Below are 19,762 nucleotides of genomic sequence, written 5' to 3'. Positions count from 1 at the left end.
GCGTTGCTTTAGGAGGCCGGCGGGTCCCCGCCGTTCCTTTGCAGGAAGGCGAGGACCGCGGCCACCCTGCGGTGCACGCCTGTCGCGGGAAGGCGGAGCTTGGTGAAGATTGAGTTGACGTGCTTCTCCACGGTGGACGAGGACAGGTAGAGCGACTGTTCGATGCCGGCGTTGGTCCGTCCCTGCGCCATCTCCCGCAGCACGTCCAGCTCGCGGGGTGACAACTCGGCGAGCGGGTTCGCCGCGCCGGCACTGCGGCGCCGCACCAGGGTGTCAACGATCTGCGAGTCGATGACGGACCCGCCGGCATGGACCTCACGGAGCGCATGGACGAGGTCCTCAAGATCGCCAACACGGTCCTTCAACAAGTAGCCAAGGCCCGCCGAGCCGTCGGCGAAGAGCGCCAGCGCATAGCTTTCGTCGGCGTGCTGGGACAGCACCACCACGCCTGTGTCCGGGTGAGCGGCCCGGATCGCGCGGGCCGCGGAGATGCCCTCCATGTGATGGCCCGGCGGCATCCGTATATCGGTGAGTACCGCGTCCGGGGAGAACCGGCGAACTGCATCCAACAGCTCAGTCGCGTTGCCTGTGCACGCGACAACATCGATCTCGCCGGAGTCCTCCAGCAGACGGCGGATACCTTCGCGGACCAGGTAGTTGTCCTCGGCGATGACCACCCGTAGCACCCCCGACTCATCCATCGCGCTCCCCCTGCCCCTCGACCGGGAGCTCGACCAGCACGGTGGTGCCTGACGGTTCATTGGCCGAGACATCCACACTGCCCCGCAGCGCCGCCACCCGGTCGCGGATGTTCGCCAGGCCGCCGCGGGCGGCAGGCACGAGGGAGCCGATGCCGCACCCGTCGTCCCTGATCGCAATCTGCAGATGCCCGTTACTGCGGACCAGCCCGACTGAGGCGAGGGTCGCGTTCGCGTGCTTCGCCGTGTTTGCCAGCGCCTCCCGGACCACGTAGTACGCCGTCGTCTCCACATCCTCAGGGAACCGCTCGGTGCGGACGCCGTCATCCGCGTCCACGGTGAGCGGGATCGGGAACTTCGCCACGCCCGATTCGATGGCCGCGACGAGGCCGTTGTCGCTCAGTACGGGCGGGTGGATGCCGTGCGCCAGTTCCCGCAGGTCAGTGAGCGTTTCCCGGGCCTGGTCCTGCAGGCCTGCCAGTTCGTCCGCCGTGAGCTCCCCGCGCTGCAGCCGGTTCCTGGCGAGCCGGAGCCCGGCGATCTGCGCCACCACGTTCTGCTGGATCCCGTCATGCAGGTCGCGCTCCAGGCGTCTGCGCTCGTCATCCTGCGCGGCGACGAGCCGTTCCCGGGACTCGGTCAGATCGCTGAGTTGATCGGCGAGTTGCGCACTGAGGCGGACGTTGGCAACCGAAGCCGCGGCCTGCCCGGCGACTGTGCGGAGCAGTGCCCTTTCGGCGTCGCTGTATTCTCCACGCCGTCGCGGGCCTACCTCGATGCGTCCCAGTGCCTCATCGGCCTGTACCAGGACGCACGATTCAACGGGCGCGCCGGCCGCCTGGCCGGCAGCGCCCATCGGCGACCCGGCGAGCGTGCCGCCCGGTCCTGAGACGAAGATCCGGACCCAGGAGGCGTCGAGGCCATCACGTACGGCAACCGCGAGCCGGGTGAGCAGTTCCCGCGGATCTCCGGCCAGTTCCAGCTGGGTGCCGAGCCTGCTGAGCAATGCCAACTGTTGGTCCCGGTCGCCGAAGACCGAGCGGTGAATCCATCGCTGCAGCCGCCCGCGCAGCGGCAGCAGGCAGACGGCGAGGACCGTGGTGAGAAGGACGGCACCGGTCGCCGTCAGGTTGCTGGCGAGCAGCACGGCCGGCGTCGCGGTGCCAATCGCGTAGAGGACCGTGATCAGCAGGTCCGACGACCGAGCCACTGTGCGCCCGCGGTCATCCGGAGCAATGTCAAACGCCCCGTACCGGAAAATGCCGTGGACGGCCGCGAGGGGCACTGCAATGAGTGATGCGAAGACGGCGACGGCGGTGGGCCAGTTCGGCGGGGCGACCGTCCACACAACAAAGCTGGCCAGCGCCGCCGAGACCACCCAGGTCATGACGCGCATTCGCGAACGGACGGCCGTATTGCCGAAGAGCGCGCGTGAGTAGAGCACGCCAAGCCCGAGAAGAACTGCCGGCCAGGGCTGGTAGACGAGGTAGTACACGGGCACTGCGGCCCATTCGAGCCAGGGCACAGCAAATTGATTGGGAATGCCCTCACCGTTGATGCCAATGTATTCCTGCATCACGACGTGCGGGGTCGTAGCCAAGGTCAGCGGGCCGACCAGCACCGGGACCCAGAGGAAAGGTACGGCGATGCGTTGCCACCGCCGCTCTGCAGTGCCGGTCGGATAGGTAGCGAACATGGTGAGGAAGGCTGCGGTTGCTACTGCGTCCGCCGTCAGTCCAACCATGTTGAAAGCCGGGAACCATGGCTCCTGGATCAGCCCGGTGTTCCGCTGGACGAACGTCTCGTATGCCGAACCTGCGGCCATGGCAGTGGCGGCCACGGCGATGAACACGGCGGACCGGGACGGGGACACCGTGAGCAGCCAGACGCCGAACACAAACGTCGGCAGAATGCCCAACAGGGGCCAGCCAAGGCCGTGGTCAGCGGCCGATTCGACGAATCCGCGGACAATGACGACGTAGATGAGGGACGCCGCTCCGATCGGAGCCAGCGTGGCGACTAATCCCCATCTTCGGAGCACAGTCCTATGATCCGCCTCCATCGCGGTTCCCGGGAGGGGGTACCTACCCAACCCCTATGGTGGCTGGCCTCCAGCTACCCTGCGGCCACCCGCGTTCCGGCCCCACCCTCCGGGCGCCTACGGTGGGCTCGAGCGGACGCCGCGGAATGGCGGCCGCATAAACAGGAGGAGGACATCATGCGCAGGATCTACTCGGCCATCGCCTGGATCATCGCCGGCGGCGTTGCGGTGCAGGCCGCGTCGATCGCCTTCGCCTTCGGGGGCATGGGCCGCTACATCCAGGATGGCGGTGTCATCGACAAGGCCCTCGTCGAGAGCCGTCAGGCGACGTTCACCGGTGAGCTCGGCTTCCCGATCCACGGCATCGTAGGCGGTATGGTCATCCCGCTCGCAGCTGTCGCGCTGCTCGTCGTCGCCTTCTTCGTCAGGGCCCGCGGCGCACGCAAATGGGCGGGCATCGTGCTCGCACTTGTGGCGCTGCAGATCACCCTCGGTTACTCAATCGTTGACATGCCCTACCTTGGCCTGGTCCACGGTGCGAATGCGCTGGCCGTGCTCCTGACCGCCATATATGCGGCGATGCGGATCAGGCGGTCCGCAATGACCGGTGCCGAGGAGCCTGCCGCCGATGTCATCGCGACATGACCTCGTCCGACGCGTTGCCGCCGGCCTCGCGCTGACCGGTGCGCTCGGCCTGGGTGCGCTGGTGTGGAGCTCGACGCTGCTGGGCGAGTACTCGGTGATGGACATGGGCGGTCAGGCCGCCCATGTCCATGGCTCCGTCACCGCTGCCGGCGCCGGCGAAAGCCCTGCCGGTGACGTCAGCGTGACTGAACTGATCGCCGACCCGCTTCGGGCCCCTGACGTCCGGGTCGACCTCGTCGCCCGGCGGCAGACGATCGATATCCCCGGCGGCCGCCCGGTTGAGGGGTACACCGTCAACGGCACGTCCCCGGGACCGACAATCCGCGCCCGGCAGGGCGACCTCATCGAGGCGGTGTTCGTCAACGAGTCGGTCCCGGCCGGTGCCACCTTGCACTGGCACGGTGTGGATGTGCCCAATGAAGCTGACGGGGTCGCGGGAACCACCCAGGACGCCGTCCCTGTCGGCGGCCGCCATGTCTACCGGTTCATCGCCGTCGACGCCGGCACGTACTGGTACCACTCACACCAGGTCTCGCACGAGCAGGTGGAGGGCGGGCTGCTCGGTGCGGTCGTCATCGAACCCGCAGCGCCGCCGTCGAGCCAGCACGACGCCGAGGCCGTCGCGCTGCTGCACGTCTACGGCGGCCAGCACACCCTCAACGGGCGCGTCCAGGACGAGCACTTGCCAGCCAGACCCGGCACCACCGTGCGGGTCCGGGTTATTAACACCGACCAGGGCACTGCCGCAGTCTGGTCAGCTGCTCCCTTCCGGGTTGCCGCAACCGACGGGCACGACGTGAACGCCCCGGCCGCCGTCGACGGCCGAAAAGTACTCATTCCCGCCGGCGGCCGGCTGGATGTCACGGTGCAGGCCCCTGCTACCGGTTCGGTGCGCCTGCACGTCGGCGGGGCGCGGAGCATCTCCATCGGCGACCCGGCAGCCGGAGCGCCGCCCGCGCGGCAGCCAGCCGAGACACTCGACCTGCTGGCCTACGGCGACCCTGCCCCGCTCGGCGTCGACCCGCAGTCACCGGACCGCACGTTCGACTACGTGATCGGACGCCGCCTGGGCCTCATCGACGGCAGGCCCGGCAACTTCTGGACAATCAACGGACAGCTCTTCCCCGACGTGCCCATGTTCCACGTGCGCCAGGGGGACGTCGTGGCGATGCGGGTCGTCAACGAGTCAGGTGAGGTCCATCCGATGCACCTGCACGGCCACCACGCCGTCGTGCTTTCACGCGACGGCACGCCGGCTTCCGGAAGCCCCTGGTGGGTCGACTCACTCGACGTCCACCCCGGCGAGACGTACGGGATCGCCTTCGTCGCCGACAACCCCGGCATTTGGAGCGACCACTGCCACACGCTCCAGCACGCCGTCGACGGCCTCGTGGCCCACGTGATGTACGAGGGAGTCACAACACCGTTCACGATCAACGGCGGCGCCGGCAACCAGCCCGAGTAAAACCCAACGCGGGGTCACTTTTGGCCCGATAAACCCCGAACATCGGGCCAAAAGTGACCCCGCGTTGCGGTTAGGAGCGGCGGGCGCGTTTGATTCTGGCGATGAGTTCCTGAAAATTGTCCGCGAGGTCATCTGCGTTCGGCTTGAAATAGGACCAGCCGGCCCTGATGAAAAATTCGTCGCGGCGGTTATCGCGCGACTGCTGTTCCCTCGTGAGGTGATGCGCGCCGTCGTACTGCACCGCGATCCGGTGCTGTCGAAAACCAAGGTCCGCTGCGGGCGACCAGGGATCGCCGGGATCAAGGCGCAGCTGCAACTCGGGTTCGGGCAGGTGCGCGTCCAGGAGCGCGAGCCGGAGGAACGTTTCGGGGAACGAATCCGACCCCACCCGCATCTCCTCCAAGGCCAGCCGCGCCTTTTCAACACCTTTCATGTTGGGATGCTGCCGGATCAACAGGCGCAGCCCGTCTTTGTAGGCGAGCGGCACGCTCCGGAACTCCAGCTCAGGGTGTGGAATGCGGATCAGTTGGTCTCCCATTGCCACTATGTATCGCAGGGGCAGCTCATGGGCCAGGTCAAGCCACGTCCGGGCGGGCCCGCTGACCCTGACCCCATCAATCTCCACCACTTCGCCCGGAATCACGTGGACACGGTGACCGATGATGCCGGCCCGCCGGACCCTGGGCAGTCCATGCGGCTTGCTGAGGTGGATGCGCGGCTCATGGCCCAGCCAGGGCGGAAGGCCCAAATCGAAGAAGACAGCCGCCGTCTCGTGGGACACCCAGGCGTCCGGGGTGGCAGCGCACAGCACGCGTGCCCGATCAATCAACGAAACGTCCCGGCCGGCGTGCGCGTGAATCAGCCGCCCGGCGCCAACCAGGTCCTTCGCCTGCAAACGCTTCGCTCCAACACCCAGGGCCCGTGCCTGATAGACGGTGAATGGCAGCTTGGCGAGATCCTCGGGCAGTGGCTTCGCGGTAACCATGCCACCCAGTGTGCACTCCCTGAGGAATATCTTCAGAAGTTATCCACAGGCCGCACCCGCCCCCGGCAACGCGGGGTCACTTCCGGCCCAAAGAAGCCCAATTATCGGGCGGAAAGTGACCCCGCGTTGCTTCTCAGAGGCCGAGGCGGATGACGGCTTCCTCGCGCATCTCCACCTTGCGGATCTTCCCGGACACTGTCATGGGGAAGCTTTCGCGGACGTCCACGTAGCGCGGGATCTTGTAATGCGCCAGCTTACCCCGGCAGAACTCGGCGACGGCGGCCGCGTCCAGCGGTTCAGCGCCGGGCGTGAGGATGATGCAGGCCATCAGTTCCTCGCCGTATTTGGCATCGGGGACCCCGATGACCTGCACGTCCTGGATGGACGGGTGGCTGTAGAGGAACTCCTCGATCTCGCGCGGGTAGATGTTCTCGCCCCCGCGGATCACCATGTCCTTGATCCTGCCCTCGATGACCACGTAGCCGCCGTCGTCCATCCGGGCGAGGTCCCCGGTATGCATCCAGCCGTCGGCGTCGATGGCTTCCGCGGTCTTGTCCGGCTGGTCCCAGTACCCCTGCATCACCGCATAGCCGCGCGTGCACAGCTCGCCGATCTGCCCGCGCTCCAGCACCTCGCCGGAGCCGGGGTCAATGACCTGGCTTTCCAGCCGCGGCATGGTGCGGCCCACCGTCTCGGTGCGCTGTTGCAACGTGTCCCCGTCCCGGGTCATGGTGGACACCGGCGAGGTCTCGGTCATGCCGTAGCAGATGGCCACATCCACCATGTGCATCTCCGAAATCACCCGGTTCATCACCTCAACGGGGCACACCGATCCGGCCATCACGCCGGTGCGGAGCGATGCGAGGTCGTAGGAGGCGAAGTCCGGAAGCGCCAGCTCGGCGATGAACATCGTGGGTACCCCGTACAGCGACGTCCCGCCGAAGTCCTGCACAGCCTCCAGCGCGGCCGCCGGGCTGAAGCCGCGGCCGGGAATGATGGTGGCCGCGCCGTGGCTGAGCGCCGCCAGGTTGCCGATCACCATTCCGAAGCAGTGGTAGAACGGCACGGGAATCACCACCCGGTCGTGTTCTGTGTAGCCCAGCAGCTCACCGATGGAGTAGCCGTTGTTCAGGATGTTGTGGTGCGTCAGCGTTGCGCCCTTCGGGAAGCCCGTGGTCCCGGAGGTGTACTGCAGGTTGACGGGATCATGCGGTTCCAGTTCCGCCATCCTCGCCTTGAGGCCGGAATGCGCGACGTCGTCAGCCCGCTTGAGCAGCTCGGCGTACGTGAGCTCCGCGTCGGTTGCCGGAACACCGGCGTCGAGCCCGTCCACGCCCGAATCCGGCAGGAACACCAGTTGCCGCAGGTCCGGGCACTCCGCGAGCGCCCGGCGGGCCATCCCCACATAGTCACTGGTCCGGTCCGACGGCGCCGTGACCAGCAGGCGCATGCCGTTCTGCTTGACCACGAACTCCAGCTCGTGGCTGCGGTAGGCGGGATTGACGTTAACCAGGATGGCGCCGGCCTTCGCCGTGGCGTACTGCAGCAGCGTCCACTCGGCGCAGTTCGGGCTCCAGATGCCCACCCGGTCACCCTTGGCGATGCCCAGGGCGAGGAGCGCACGGGCGAGGCGGTCGACGTCGTCGTTCATCTTGGTGTAGCTCCAGCGCCGGGCGTCGGCGCCTGGAACCGCCGCGGCTTCGATCAGCGCGTCATGGAAGGGAAACCGGGCCACCACCCGCTCAAAGTTCGTGCCGATGGTCTCTTCGAGCAGCGGGACGTCAGTGTCCCCGGCTGTATAAGCGCGCATGCTGGCACGCTACCAACAGCAGCCGGGCAAGAGAAGCGCAACAGGTGGGTGTCCGCGCGTAAACAGGAACGGCCGGCGGCCGGCGGCCCGGTATTGTGAAATCCATGAGTGCACCCATCGACCTGCAGGCAACGTTCATCCCCAACGACGGCGAGTTCCTCCGTGTGAAGCTCGCCCTGGAAATCGCCATCGACGAGGTGGTGAATGAGCCCGGCTGCATCCGCTACGAGCTGACCGAGGCCACCGACGAGAAGCTGGTCCTGACGGAGCAGTGGGAATCCGAGGAACTGCTGGAAAAGCACTCCAAGGGCACGGCCGTCCAGGACCTGAACGAATCCCTGAGCGCGCTGCTCGCGGAGCCCGTCAAGCTGGAACGCCTGTAGCCTTCCGAACAAAAACGCGGGGTCACTTCGCGCCCAAAGAACCGCGGTTTTTGGGCGCGAAGTGACCCCGCGCTGCTGTTAAGGGCGGCTTAGAGATCCGGGATCTGGGTGCCGTCCTGCGGGCCGGCCGGCTTGCTGCCGGCGGCCGCCGCAGCGGCTTCTGCCTGCGAGCGCGCCACGTGCGCGTGCACCTCGTCCATGTCCAGGGCCTTGACGGCGTCAACCACCTGCTCCAGCTGCTGGGCATTAAGTGCGCCCGGCTGCGAGAAGACCAGGACCTTTTCGCGGAACGCCATCAGCGTGGGGATGGACGTGATGCCGGCCTCGGCGGCGAGCTGCTGCTCGGCCTCGGTGTCCACCTTGGTGAACAGGACGTCGGAGTGCTTCTCCGACACTGCGCTGTACGTGGGCCCGAACTGCTTGCACGGACCGCACCATTCAGCCCAGAAGTCCACCAGGACAATGTCATTGCCTTCGATGGTCGATGCGAACTGATCACTGGTGATGTCAACGGTAGCCATGCCTTCAACGGTACGCGAGCAGGCCATGGAATGTCGCGGCCGGGGGTACCCTGTTCGCTTCCCGCGTCATCGGGAATAACCGGGCGCCCCATATACAGCACGGGCCGCTGAGCCTACCCTTGGGGTCATCAGCCGCCGGCTGCCATCAACAGGAGGGGTGTATGGCCCACGCTATCTCCACCAGGTCGCTGACCAAGAAATTCGGCCGCCGGGAGGTGCTTCACGGCGTGGATTTCGCCGTCGAGGCCGGCTCCGTGTTCGGCGTCATCGGCCCCAACGGCGCGGGCAAGACCACCACCATGCGCTGCCTGCTGGACATCATCCGCCCCACGTCCGGGGAGGTCCGGGTCCTCGGCAAGGACCCCCGCGAGGGAGGTACGGAGCTCCGCCGCCGGATCGGGTACCTTCCGGGCGAGCTGTTCCTGGAGGGCCGCGTCACGGGCCGGAAGCTCCTGGCCCACTACCAGGCGATCAGCGGTCCGGTGGCTCCGGGCAGGATCGATGCGCTGGCCGAACGGCTGGGCCTGGACCTGGACAGCCACACCCGCAAGCTGTCCAAGGGCAATAAGCAGAAACTGGGCCTGGTCCAGGCGTTTATGCACGATCCCGAGCTCCTGGTCCTCGATGAGCCCACCAGCGGCCTGGACCCCCTGGTGCAGCAGGAGTTCCACGCCATGATGCGCGAAGCCCAGCACAAGGGCCAGACCATCTTCCTCAGCTCCCACGTCCTCAGCGAGGTCCAGCAGACGGCGGACACGGTGGCCATCCTCCGGGACGGCCGGATCATCGCGGTGGAGTCGGTGAACGGGCTCCGGGAAGGTGCCGTGCGGCACGTCCGGCTCTCGGCTACCGGAATTACCGCGCACGACGCCGGCGCGCTGGTGGGTGCGGTGCCGGGCGTCGGACACGTGGAGGTACTGGAGTCCGGCAGCGCCGTCACCCTGACGGCCACACTGGAAGGAGGGATCCAGCCGCTGGTCCAGGCGCTTTCGTCCCTGCAGCTCACCGATCTTGTCCTGGAGGAGCCTGACCTGGAGGAATCGGTGCTGAAAATGTATTCGAGCCCGCAGGAGGCCGCCACGTGAGCACCACCCTGCCGCTGTTCCGCCGGGCCTTTTTTGACACCTGGCGCTCCACCCTCGGCTGGGCAGCCGGGCTGGCAGCCGCCACGTTCCTTTACCTGCCGCTGTACCCGTCCATCGGCGGGAGCGCGCAGATGCAGGACATGATCGATGCCCTCCCGGCCGAGATGACCAAGGCGCTGAACTACGACCAGATCGCCACCGGCCCCGGCTACACGCAGGCCACGCTCTACGGGCTGATCGGGTTCCTGCTGATGACCATCGCCTCCGTCGGGTGGGGTGCCGCGGCCGTGGGCGGCGACGAGGAATCCGGCCAGCTGGAACTGACTCTCGCCCACGGCGTGACCCGCGTCCAGGTGGTGCTGGAACGCGCATTGTCCCTGTTCCTGCGCGTGCTGCTGCTCGCGGCGCTGGTCTTTGTGCTGGTCCGGCTGCTCAACGATTCGGCCCAACTCGACATCCGGCCCGAAAACCTGTTCGGTGCGGCAGTGCTGTTCGCCGGCCTGGCGCTCCTGAGCGGAACCGCCGCGCTGTGCGCTGGCGCCGTGTCAGGACGGCGGACCTACGGGCTGGCCGCCGGCGCCGCCGTGGGTGTCCTGGGGTACGTGTTCAACGCCGTCGGCCGGCAGAGCGAGGATGTGGAGTGGCTGCTCAACCTCAGCCCCTACCACTGGGCCTACGGGAATTCGCCGGTGGCCAACGGGGCGGACTGGGCTGCGGCCGGATGGCTCTGGGGAATTTCAGCAGGTTTGGTGGCCGTGGCCGCGTTCGCGGTGAGCAGGCGCGACGTCGGCGCGTAGCCGGTCAGCGCGCCGGGCGGGCGCTGCCCTCCCAGAGGTGCGGGGCCGGCGTCCGGCTGCCGGGCAGGGCGTTTGTCTCGCGCCACTCGTGGATCCATTCCGGGAGCACAAGATCGGCCGGGGGCTGGCCGAACTCGCGCAGGATCTCGTCCTGGCTGACGGGTTTGCCTTTGCTGACCAGGCGGGTGGCGATGTACGCACGGGCGTAAATCTCGCCGTCGGACACCATGCGCTGTTCAAAGTAGATGGCCTTGGCGTCCAGCCCAAGGATCCTGGTTTCGATGGTGTACTGCTGCCAGAGCTGCAGGGACTTCCGGAAGGCGATGGTCTCCCCCGCCGCCACCGGCGTCCAGCCGCGCTGGCGCATCCTCTTCCATACCCCGCTGCGGACCATGAGGTCGAACCGGCCCAGGTCCATGAGGGAAAAGTACATGCCGTTGTTGACGTGCATGGCGATGTCGATGTCGGTGGGCAGGACGCGCAGCGGCAGGGACGAGGGGTCCCAGATGGTCAGCGCGGAGCGGCGGGCGGACGTGAACAGCATCAGGAGGGTGCGCAGAAGCAGGTGCATCCCTCAATGTTACCCATCAGTAACTTTGGGGCAAGGCCCGGCTTTCATCCTTCAGACATCTATCGGCCTACGCGGCGATCCGATTCCGCGATTGCCCGCTCAAGGAAGGCTTCGAACAAGCCGTCCCCGACTCTGGGCTTCAGCAGTGGGCTATCGATCGCCGGCTGGGTGGCCTGGCTTGCCCGCTCGACGGCGGTATCCAGCATCGAGCGGGCATCGGCCACAGCCACGGCATCGCCTTGCTCCGCTGCTGCGAGCATGGTGATGGCGCTTCGCAGTGCCTCACCGTAGCCGGCTGCTGAGTCAATCCAGTGAATGGCGTCGTTGTAGAAGCCCTGCACCGGCACACGTGAAAGGACGTCAGGAAGCCTGCTGATCGTTGCCGCCCGGCGTTCCAGCGCCGAGTCATCAAACGTGCCGCCCTCGTAGGACCGCCAGAACTCCTCCATGTCTGCCGCGAGCAGCGGGGACTTCGCCGTCAGCTCATCAATGGTCCAGTGCCTGTTGAGATCTGCGAACGTCTTGACCGCATCCTGGACGTCCTTGTCCGCTCCGGCAATCCCTTCGAGGGCGGCATTCCAGGAATCCTCGCCGTCTGATCGCGGACCATTCCACATGTAGTCTGCAAAGCTGGCAAGCGCCGGCATGGAGGCATAAGACTGAACCATCGGATTGGCGGTGATCCCCGGGACCACGGTATACAAATCCCGGTTGCGGCCCACTACGGGTCCCAGAAACAGCCGGTCCGGGGCAAAATCATTGACGGGATAGTTGTCCCAAAGAAAAATAGCTCGAGGTTGATCCGGGGTGCCGTACGCCATGCTGGCCGCTTTCACGGATTCGGACGTGATGGCCGGGGACACTATGTCGGGGCCGGTCCATTGCACCAGGACGCCAGCGTCCAGGTCGCCGCCGAGTTCCTCCCTGTAGGGGTCGGTCGCCACACCGTTGAATTTGGTCGGCACCATCTCGAGTGGGTTGACATCCGGATTTTCCTGCACGAATTGGCTATTGATGCTGTTGAGGAAGGCCGCCTGCGCTGCGGCGAGTCCACGTTCGCCGTCCATGTTCGCCGCGCGGTCGTCCATGCATTGCAGGTCCAAATCAATGTCATCCAACGCAATTGCGAAAGTCTTGACCCCCAGCCCGTGCACGGCCTGCAGTTTACCCAGCGCTGACTCCAGGTCCGCCTGGTCCGAATAGCAGATATCCGTCCCCGGTGAGAGGGCGAAGACAAATCTCACATGGTTCCGTGCGGCGCTCTGAATGAGCTCCGATAACTCCTCCAACTGGCGGCCGGTGTATTGCTGGCGCCAGTCTCCGCGAAGCAAGGGGTCATTCTTGGGAGAGTACATGTAGGTGTTCAGCTTGTGCCGGCCATAGAACTCCAACTGATCCAGCCGGGCCTGGTGTGTCCACGGCAAGCCGTAAAAACCCTCCACCACGCCACGGATGCTCATAAGCGGCCAGTCCTTAATGACGACGGGAACCCCACCCAAATCCTCCGCGACCTCCCTCAAGGTCTGCGCCGCGTAGAAAACACCATCCTGGTCATGCCCGGCCAGCACGATTGCAGGTTGTCGGCCATCCCAGCCTGCGGCCACAACGTAGCCCTCCGGCTTATCGAGTGCTTCCGCGCTGTCGACGTCCATGGCCGCCAAAGCAGGGCCGATGGACACGTTGTCCTCAGGCGTGCCGATGTAGACCCGGGTATGGCTTGTTTTGTAGGCGGCAGCATCGGGCGCTTCCAAGGTGCCGCCGGCTTTGGCGATCATCTGCGTGACGATCTCAAGGGCGGCGTTATCGGTCCCCGGTCCTTGGTCAATCACGACACGCCCACTCAGCGACACAGACGTCCTGGCGGCTTCAATACTCTGCGGCGTTGGAAACACCCGCACGGATTCGGCGGACAGCTGTGGAGGACGGGGATCCGGGTGCCGGTCTGCGGCGAATCCCAGCAGGACCAGGACGGAAACCAGCAAAGACGTCATCAGCTTCGGGCCGTCCGTACTTACACGCCTCTTCAACGGCTTCCGCCCTAACGCCATGAATGGCACCTTCTCCCCCACTGCAGGGCCTGACCATGCCGCCTGACATGGCTGGGTTGACCGGTCCACGACATCGTCCCTGGGAGCCAGCATATCCGGCCAGTCCCTGCAGGCACCCGCGCTCTCTGCGTCACTCCAGGCGGCCCACAAGTACCCGCAACGGAAAGGGTAGGTATCCGATCCGTTTGCGCCAAGTAATCCTCCAAAAAACTCGGGTAATGCCTACTCGTGCCGCCTGCTCCGCCGCTTCCTAGACTCGAAATTCCTAGGGCCAAACAAAGTTGCTGGCGCATCCTCCGAGCTGGGGTGGATGATGCCGCTTCATAGTGGAGCTTCCGTATCTTCTGGGTATGCGGGCGGCTCCCATCATGCGCATCCCTGCGCGGAGCCGGTTACTGACCGGAACCGCATCGCGCATCACACCTCGATCCGTCCCGCAACGAAAAACCGGCGTACGCCGCTGCTTTTCCTTGCCGGGGCCGACCTGCGATGGGCCACCCATGTACCAGTTGACCGCAAAAACTTCCGAACCGCCCCGCCGAAACTTCGAAACAGACGTCCCCCGGACAGAACTGACCCAAGACCGCAAACCGGTCAGTAACCGGCTCTGGGCCGGCATGGCCGCCGCGGCCGTGGTTTCCGCCGTCGGCGTCGGGGTCCTGGCCGGTCCCGTGCGCACGGCTGAGGTGTCTCCGCCCGCAGAGGCAAGCACGACGTCGGCCCCACCGGTAGTCAGCGTCGCACGGCCGTTGGTTGCGGCGCCCCTGGATGAACCGTACGTCGGTACCTTTGTGCCCGGTTCGGTTGAGGCTGCCACGGCGCAGCCGGAGGTGGCCGCCGCGCCAGCCGAGGCTCCCCCTGCGCCGGCTCCGGAGCCTGCACCGGCTCCTGCCCCCGCCGGCGACTCCAACCACTACACAGTTGTCCCGGGCGACACCGTGGGCGGGATTGCGGCGCGGTACGGCGTGGACGTGAACGCGATGCTGGCTGCCAACGGACTGGGTGTTTACAGCATCATCGTCCCGGGCCAGACCCTGGTCCTGTCAGGTCCCGCCGTCGCGGCAGCTCCGGCGTACGCACCTGCACCGGCTGGGCCCGCCCCGGCAGCAGCCCCGGCTCCGGTCCAGGCCGCTCCGTCCGTCCGGACGATCTACGTGGCCGGTGCCGGCGGACAGGCCATGGTGGACGCGTGCATCGGGCCGATCCATTTCACCCCCAATGACGGCTACTCGCTGTTCATCACCGAACACGACTTCTGCGGCGGCTGGGCACGGTTCTCCGGCATCGCCGTGGGCGAAACCATCAGCATCCCGGGCTATGGCACCTACACGGCGACAGCCCGCGGCCAGGTCCCCAACCCCGGCACCACCAACGACGTCATCCGCGTGTTCGGCGGTTTCCCCAGGGCGATCCTGCAGACCTGCATCCCGGGGACCAGCCAGATGCTCCTGATCGCACTGAACTGATCTTCCTAAGCTTGTCCGCGGTTCCGAACCGTCAGGGCCAGGAGCCGCGGACAAGGCCACGTCGAACCACACGGTTCAGGCCACAAAGTAACGCCACGGAGTGGGACTCCGTGGCGTTCCGGGTTGAATTGCTGGCTACACCTGCATTCGGCTGCGTTCCGAAATATGCTCCACGAGCTCGCCCACACGCTGTTCGGAGTAGTTTCGGGCGATGTCACCCTGGCTGATGATGCCCACCAACTTGTGGTCGGCGATGACCGGGAGGCGACGGATCTGGTGCTTCTCCATCAGTTCGATGGCGGCGTCAACGTTTGCATCGGCGTCGACCCAGTGGGGCCGTCCGCTGGCCAGCTCACGGGCCATCATTTCGCGTGGATCGCGGCCGGCGGCGACGCACTTGAGCACGATGTCGCGGTCGGTGATCATGCCCTTCAACTTGCCGTCGTCTCCGCAGATTGGCAACGATCCGCAGTCCAGATCCTGCATCATCCGTGCGGCATCGGCGAGGGACTGTTCTTCCTTGATACACCGTGCATCCGTAGTCATGAATTCTCGTACAGCACTCATTGGTCCTCCTTCATCGATTGATGTATCGACACAGGGCACCGGGGCACGTGCGCCGATGGTGTCAGCCTACGCCGGGGCGAGCGCTGCTGTCGACGACGGTTTTGGAGGGATTCTTCCGCCGCGTCTTTCCCCGCCAAGTGGTCAAATCCCCGTGTCATGCCGGGGGGAATAGTCCATCTGGAGGGGAAGCCTATGGCTGGCATCGGGACACGAAAAAACCTCCGGAACCTGATGGTTCCGGAGGCTTTTCCTTGGGTGGCAGATGAGGGATTCGAACCCCCGTAGGCGTTGCCAGCTGATTTACAGTCAGCCCCCTTTGGCCGCTCGGGTAATCTGCCGAACTTCAAAAGAAGATCACCCCCGGCTGCAGTGTTCAGAACGTCCGTTTCCGGGCCGTTCCGCTTCCAGTAACCGCGGGCAAGACAACTTTACAGAACTTCTGCCGAAGAATCGAATCGAGCCCCACGGCATCCGGAAAACAGCGAAAAACCCTTGAAATGACGGGGAAAACCGGCCGAATTCAGGCCTCGCCGAAAATGCGTCCGGCGAGCCGCGCCTCAAATTTCACGGCCTGCTCCTCGGTGATCTGGTTCAGTTCCACCGCACGCAGCAGGTCCTGGCTGACCCCGTCCATCCGGGCCGAAGCATCCGCCACGGGACTGAAGATGATGGAAGCTGCGACGGCGGCTGCCGCAACGGACGTGGCTGCGGTGGCAACGGCGCCTGCGGCAGCAGCCGTGCTTCGGTTGACGTAACGGATGGCTTTGCGGTGCATGGTCTTTCCCTTCGCGCTCTTTCCCAACAACTCCAACTCTCCGGCGCCGTGCTTCGTTCCCGCCCTGTGTCCGCTGGGAGGGAACTGTGAAAGCTGCAGGAACTTCACAAAGGAGTCATCCGTACTAGGCTGGAATGCAGACACCAGGCGCCTCCGGGGCGCCACCAATCGGCACCACCAGCACAAGGAGAGTCATGGCAGGCGAGTCAACGTTCGACGTCGTAAGCAAAGTGGACAAGCAGGAAGTGGCCAACGCGCTGAACCAGGCACAGAAGGAACTGGTCCAGCGCTACGACTTCAAGGGCGTCGGCGCCGAGGTCGACTTCAGCGGCGAGAAAATCCTGATGAAGGCGAACTCGGAGGAACGCGTCCTGGCCGTCCTGGATGTGCTCCAGTCCAAGCTGATCCGCCGCGGCATCTCGCTGAAGTCCCTGGACAGCGGCGAGCCGTACCCATCCGGCAAGGAGTTCCGCCTTGAGGCTTCCATCAAGGAGGGCATCGAGCAGGATCTGGCCAAGAAGATCAACAAGCTGATCCGCGATGAGGGCCCCAAGGGCGTCAAATCCCAGATCCAGGGCGACGAACTCCGTGTCTCGTCCAAGTCCCGCGACGACCTGCAGGCCGTCATGGCGCTCCTGAAGGACTTTGACGAGGCCGACCTGCAGTTCGTGAACTTCCGCAGCTAGCCACCAGGCTTTCGTTTTCGAGGCGCAAAATTACTTTCGACGCCTAAAAACGCCGGCGCTACCTGTATTCGGGTAGCGCCGGCGTTTTTGCGTGTCGAGGGTGATTCTCGGCGTCGCCCGAGGAGGTCACCTTACAGAAAGCACGACGGCGGCGCGCCCCTTGGTCGGTTTCCGCTAGTTCAGCGGCCGGCCGGCCATCCGCTCGAGCCGGGCGATCCGGTCCTTCATGGGCGGGTGCGTGGCAAACAGCTTGGTCATCGCGCCGCCGCGAAACGGGTTGGCGATCATCAGGTGCGAGGTGTTCACCAGCTTCTGGTCCTGCGGGAGCGGCGCGATCCGGACGCCCTGCTCGATCCGGCCCAGGGCTGAGGCGAGCGCCAGCGGATCGCCGGTCAGCTGCGCACCGTCCTCGTCGGCGTCGTACTCCCTGGTCCGGGAGATGGCGAGCTGGATCAGGGACGCCGCGAACGGCGCCAGCAAAGCCATGGCCAGCATGGCCAGCGGGTTGGAGTTGCGCCGGTCGCCGCCGAAGAACAGCAGCATCTGGCCCACCGAGGTGATGACACCGGCGACGGCGGCCGCCACCGAGGAGGTCAGGATGTCCCGGTTGTACACGTGCATCAGCTCGTGCCCCAGGACGGCGCGGAGCTCCCGGGCGTCCAGCAGCTGGACGATGCCTTCGGTGACGCAGACTGCGGCGTTCCGGGGATTCCGGCCCGTCGCGAAGGCGTTCGGGTTCATGGTGGGCGAGACGTAGATCCGCGGCATCGGCTGGTTGGCGCGGACGGACAGCTCACGGACGATCTGGTACAGCTGCGGCGCCTGGGCCTCGGTGACCGGGTAGGCCTGCATGGAGCGGATGGCGATCTTGTCGCTGTTCCAGTAGCCGTAGGCCGTGGTGGCCACGCCAATAAGGGCCATGATCCAGATGGGCGCCGAGCTGCGCGTGTTGAGGCCAATGAGGCCGCCCAGGCCCAGCAGGACAGCCCAGAGGACGCCGAAGAGCGCCGCAGTTTTCAGGCCGTTGTAATGCTTGTGCACGTCCACTCCTCCACGTCTGCCCGGCAGTCCTAGGGGACCGGGTTGCGGGCATCATACTTCCGAAAGCCCGGCTGCAGCTGTGCGGCCAACCACGCCACGGCAATGCACAAAACCCCGCCGAGCAGCAGGACCCAGCCCTCAGTCAAAATCTTAGTCCCGCCGCCTGCCAGCAGGTCACCCACGCGCGGTCCCCCGGCGACCACCACAATGAAGACGCCCTGGAGCCGTCCCCGCAGGTGGTCCGGGGTCGCTGCCTGCAGGATGGTGTTGCGGAAGACGCTGCTGATGGAGTCCGCAATTCCTGCCAGGGCACAGCACAAAGCCGCCGGCAACAGCCAAAGGGTAGCGCCGCCGTCGTCCGTCCGGCCTGCCAGGAGCACCACCACGCCGAAGCCTGCAATGGAGGCGCCCCATCCCATCACCGACCACACCACGGCACTCCCCTGCCACCGGACGTGGCCGAGCGGACCGGAAAACAGTCCGGCCAGGAACGCGCCCACCGCGGTGGAGGCCAGCAGGATGCCCACCGTGGACTCGCCGCCTCCGATCATGACGGCACCGATGGCCGGCATCAGCGCCCGCGGCTGGGCGAGGATCATCGCCACGAGGTCGATGATGAAGGTCATCCGCAGGTTGGGCCGTGTGCCCAGGAACCGGAAGCCTTCAGCGACGGACCGGATCCCGGCCCGCCCGGCACTGGCCGCCGGCGGCATGGCGGGAAGGCGGAATACTGCCCACAACACAAACGCGAAGCTGATGAAGTCGATCGTGTAGGTCCAGCCGAAGCCCACCCACGCCACGAGCAGACCTGCCAGCAGGGGTCCCACCGTCATGGCCAGGCCGAAGGACACCATGCTGAGCGCGTTGGCGGCCGGCAGCAGCTCCTTGCGGATCAGCACGGGGATGATGGCGCTGCGGGCCGGCTGGTTGATGGCCTGCGCCGCGCTTTGCAGCGCGACCAGCAGGTACAGGATCCACACGTTTCCCAGGTGCAGCCACGACTGCAGGGCGATCAGGCCCGTGGTCAGCCACAGGACCGCCGTGGCCAGGAGCGCCACGCGCCGGCGGTCGTGGGAATCGGCGATGGAACCGCCCAGCAGGCCGCCGAACACCAGCGGCACCAGGGCAAAGACGCCCAGCAGGCCCACGTAGAAGCTGTCCTCCGTAAGCCGGTACACCTCCAGGCTCACGGCCACCAGGGTGAGCTGGCTGCCGACGGCGGATACCGCCGAGCCCAGCCAGAGGCGGCGGAAAGCAGGGCTCTCCTTCAGCGGTGTGATATCGGCCAGCAGTTTCCCCACCCTGCAACCCTAGTGGGGCGGCCGTGTCCTGTTTTGTCACACGCTTGGTATCCTCAGGCGGGGGAAGGAATTGGCTTATGAATCTGTCCAGGCGGCTGCTCTTTGCATCGGCGTTTTGGGAGGTGGCCCGGCCCCGGACCGCCCTGAACGCCGGCCACCTCCTCATCCGGCTCACGAATCCCGCCGTCGCCTTCGATCTCCGCTCCGCCGCCGACTGGCTCCTGTGCCACAACGCGGCCAGGCAGGCCCTCGCCGACGTGCTCGGTGCCCAACGCTGCACGGTGGTTTTTGCCCACCAGTGGCACCCCATCGGAGCGGCCATCGGCGAGCCGGAAGCCGAGTCCTCCACCCCCACCTTCCACGTGTTCGGGCGCTGGGACGGTGAGCCGGTCACGCCGGGCGAACAGCTCCGCCTTCCAGCCCAGCGCCGCGTGCCCGCTCCTGGGGACCGGCTCCTGGAATACGACGGCGGTCTCCGCGCCGCCCTGCGCCGTTCGGCCCTGGAGCGCCAGGGTGAGGCGGGTCGGCAGTCCGCGGAGCCGGTACCCGTCGGCGATGCCGTTCCGGAACTGGTGGCGGCGGCGCCCCGGTTCAAGGCCGGCGCCCACCACACTGTGCTTGCGCCGGCGTCGGGCGAACCGGGCCTGACACCCGGGCACCTGCTGGCACTGGCCGGCTCCCTGCAGGGCCTGACGGAACGCCGCGGCGTCACCGGGCTGAGCTGTGTGGTGCCGGAGCCGGGGAGCGGGCTGTTGGAAGTCCACGCCCTGGGACGTTCGGCAGGGGAATCCGTCAATCCCATGCAGGAATTCCTGGATCTGCCGGAGGTTAGCCAAGCCTTATTGTGAAGAACTCATAATAAGTGCTTCAATGGAGG

At 66.1% G+C, this 19,762-nt stretch carries 19 protein-coding genes and 1 tRNA gene; 8 read left to right on the top strand and 12 right to left on the bottom strand.

Annotated elements, in window-relative coordinates; all coding sequences use genetic code 11:
* Positions 1–8: 8 nt before the first annotated feature.
* A complete protein-coding gene (locus tag J2X42_RS00375) occupies positions 9–701 on the bottom strand; it encodes a response regulator transcription factor (protein ID WP_310161053.1) in 693 nt (230 codons plus the stop codon).
* Entirely contained in the window at positions 694–2,739 is a 2,046-nt protein-coding gene (locus J2X42_RS00370; RefSeq protein ID WP_310161050.1) for a histidine kinase, read from the bottom strand. Before J2X42_RS00370 ends, J2X42_RS00375 begins: the two co-directional genes overlap by 8 nt.
* A 177-nt stretch (positions 2,740–2,916) precedes the next feature.
* Here J2X42_RS00370 and J2X42_RS00365 point away from each other — a divergent pair, with 177 nt between their 5' ends.
* Both J2X42_RS00365 and J2X42_RS00360 read left to right on the top strand, forming a co-directional pair.
* On the top strand, positions 2,917–3,384 hold the full coding sequence (locus J2X42_RS00365) for a hypothetical protein (RefSeq protein WP_310161049.1): 468 nt from the start codon (positions 2,917–2,919) through the stop codon (positions 3,382–3,384).
* Positions 3,368–4,849, top strand: coding sequence for a multicopper oxidase family protein (locus tag J2X42_RS00360; protein WP_310161046.1), 1,482 nt, complete (start codon positions 3,368–3,370; stop codon positions 4,847–4,849). Before J2X42_RS00365 ends, J2X42_RS00360 begins: the two co-directional genes overlap by 17 nt.
* A 70-nt stretch (positions 4,850–4,919) precedes the next feature.
* On the opposite strand, the gene J2X42_RS00355 is transcribed toward J2X42_RS00360, so the two are convergent.
* Both J2X42_RS00355 and J2X42_RS00350 read right to left on the bottom strand, forming a co-directional pair.
* Positions 4,920–5,834: a hypothetical protein gene (locus tag J2X42_RS00355; RefSeq protein WP_310161044.1), complete on the bottom strand. Its 915-nt coding sequence runs from the start codon at positions 5,832–5,834 to the stop codon at positions 4,920–4,922.
* Positions 5,835–5,967: 133 nt separating this feature from the next.
* Complete coding sequence (locus J2X42_RS00350) at positions 5,968–7,644, bottom strand: AMP-binding protein (protein ID WP_310161041.1); 1,677 nt, start codon at positions 7,642–7,644, stop codon at positions 5,968–5,970.
* 104 nt (positions 7,645–7,748) lie between these two features.
* On the opposite strand from J2X42_RS00350, the gene J2X42_RS00345 reads away from it, so the two are divergent.
* Entirely contained in the window at positions 7,749–8,027 is a 279-nt protein-coding gene (locus J2X42_RS00345) for an antibiotic biosynthesis monooxygenase (protein ID WP_310161040.1), read from the top strand.
* Between the two features lie 89 nt (positions 8,028–8,116).
* Here J2X42_RS00345 and trxA read toward each other — a convergent pair whose 3' ends face one another.
* Entirely contained in the window at positions 8,117–8,548 is a 432-nt protein-coding gene (gene trxA, locus J2X42_RS00340) for a thioredoxin (protein ID WP_310161039.1), read from the bottom strand.
* A 161-nt stretch (positions 8,549–8,709) separates the two neighbouring features.
* On the opposite strand from trxA, the gene J2X42_RS00335 reads away from it, so the two are divergent.
* Both J2X42_RS00335 and J2X42_RS00330 read left to right on the top strand, forming a co-directional pair.
* A complete protein-coding gene (locus J2X42_RS00335; protein ID WP_310161037.1) occupies positions 8,710–9,633 on the top strand; it encodes an ABC transporter ATP-binding protein in 924 nt (307 codons plus the stop codon).
* On the top strand, positions 9,630–10,430 hold the full coding sequence (locus J2X42_RS00330) for an ABC transporter permease subunit (protein ID WP_310161034.1): 801 nt from the start codon (positions 9,630–9,632) through the stop codon (positions 10,428–10,430). The genes J2X42_RS00335 and J2X42_RS00330 overlap by 4 nt, the downstream gene beginning before the upstream one ends.
* Positions 10,431–10,434: 4 nt before the next feature.
* Here J2X42_RS00330 and J2X42_RS00325 read toward each other — a convergent pair whose 3' ends face one another.
* Both J2X42_RS00325 and J2X42_RS00320 read right to left on the bottom strand, forming a co-directional pair.
* Positions 10,435–11,001 (bottom strand): acyl-CoA thioesterase, encoded by a 567-nt coding sequence (locus J2X42_RS00325; protein ID WP_310161032.1) that lies wholly within the window; start codon positions 10,999–11,001, stop codon positions 10,435–10,437.
* Positions 11,002–11,060: 59 nt separating this feature from the next.
* Positions 11,061–13,049 carry a beta-N-acetylglucosaminidase domain-containing protein gene (locus tag J2X42_RS00320; RefSeq protein WP_310161030.1) on the bottom strand — a complete coding sequence of 663 codons (1,989 nt, stop codon included), beginning with the start codon at positions 13,047–13,049 and terminating at the stop codon, positions 11,061–11,063.
* A 509-nt stretch (positions 13,050–13,558) separates the two neighbouring features.
* Here J2X42_RS00320 and J2X42_RS00315 point away from each other — a divergent pair.
* Entirely contained in the window at positions 13,559–14,515 is a 957-nt protein-coding gene (locus J2X42_RS00315) for a LysM domain-containing protein (RefSeq protein WP_310161026.1), read from the top strand.
* Positions 14,516–14,650: 135 nt separating this feature from the next.
* On the opposite strand, the gene J2X42_RS00310 is transcribed toward J2X42_RS00315, so the two are convergent.
* The 3 genes from J2X42_RS00310 to J2X42_RS00300 all read right to left on the bottom strand — a co-directional run bounded on the left by J2X42_RS00310 (position 14,651) and on the right by J2X42_RS00300 (position 15,857).
* Positions 14,651–15,082: a CBS domain-containing protein gene (locus J2X42_RS00310; RefSeq protein WP_310161024.1), complete on the bottom strand. Its 432-nt coding sequence runs from the start codon at positions 15,080–15,082 to the stop codon at positions 14,651–14,653.
* A gap of 256 nt (positions 15,083–15,338) precedes the next feature.
* Positions 15,339–15,420 (bottom strand) — tRNA-Tyr (locus J2X42_RS00305).
* Positions 15,421–15,602: 182 nt separating this feature from the next.
* Positions 15,603–15,857, bottom strand: a complete 255-nt coding sequence (locus tag J2X42_RS00300; protein WP_310161021.1) for a hypothetical protein — start codon at positions 15,855–15,857, stop codon at positions 15,603–15,605.
* Positions 15,858–16,051: 194 nt separating this feature from the next.
* Between J2X42_RS00300 and J2X42_RS00295 the strand changes: the two genes are divergently transcribed.
* Positions 16,052–16,543 carry a YajQ family cyclic di-GMP-binding protein gene (locus tag J2X42_RS00295; protein ID WP_310161018.1) on the top strand — a complete coding sequence of 164 codons (492 nt, stop codon included), beginning with the start codon at positions 16,052–16,054 and terminating at the stop codon, positions 16,541–16,543.
* Positions 16,544–16,717: 174 nt separating this feature from the next.
* Here the strand turns inward: J2X42_RS00295 and htpX are convergent, their stop codons facing one another.
* Both htpX and J2X42_RS00285 read right to left on the bottom strand, forming a co-directional pair.
* Positions 16,718–17,584: a zinc metalloprotease HtpX gene (gene htpX, locus J2X42_RS00290; protein WP_310161016.1), complete on the bottom strand. Its 867-nt coding sequence runs from the start codon at positions 17,582–17,584 to the stop codon at positions 16,718–16,720.
* A gap of 29 nt (positions 17,585–17,613) precedes the next feature.
* Positions 17,614–18,885 carry an MFS transporter gene (locus J2X42_RS00285; protein WP_310161013.1) on the bottom strand — a complete coding sequence of 424 codons (1,272 nt, stop codon included), beginning with the start codon at positions 18,883–18,885 and terminating at the stop codon, positions 17,614–17,616.
* A gap of 77 nt (positions 18,886–18,962) precedes the next feature.
* Here J2X42_RS00285 and J2X42_RS00280 point away from each other — a divergent pair, with 77 nt between their 5' ends.
* Entirely contained in the window at positions 18,963–19,733 is a 771-nt protein-coding gene (locus J2X42_RS00280; protein ID WP_310161011.1) for a hypothetical protein, read from the top strand.
* Positions 19,734–19,762: the final 29 nt, after the last annotated feature.

It is taken from the genome of Arthrobacter sp. BE255, assembly GCF_031457335.1.
Lineage (GTDB): Bacteria > Actinomycetota > Actinomycetes > Actinomycetales > Micrococcaceae > Arthrobacter.
Note: the sequence above shows the minus strand (reverse complement) of the source record. Positions and strands in the feature narration are given on the sequence as shown.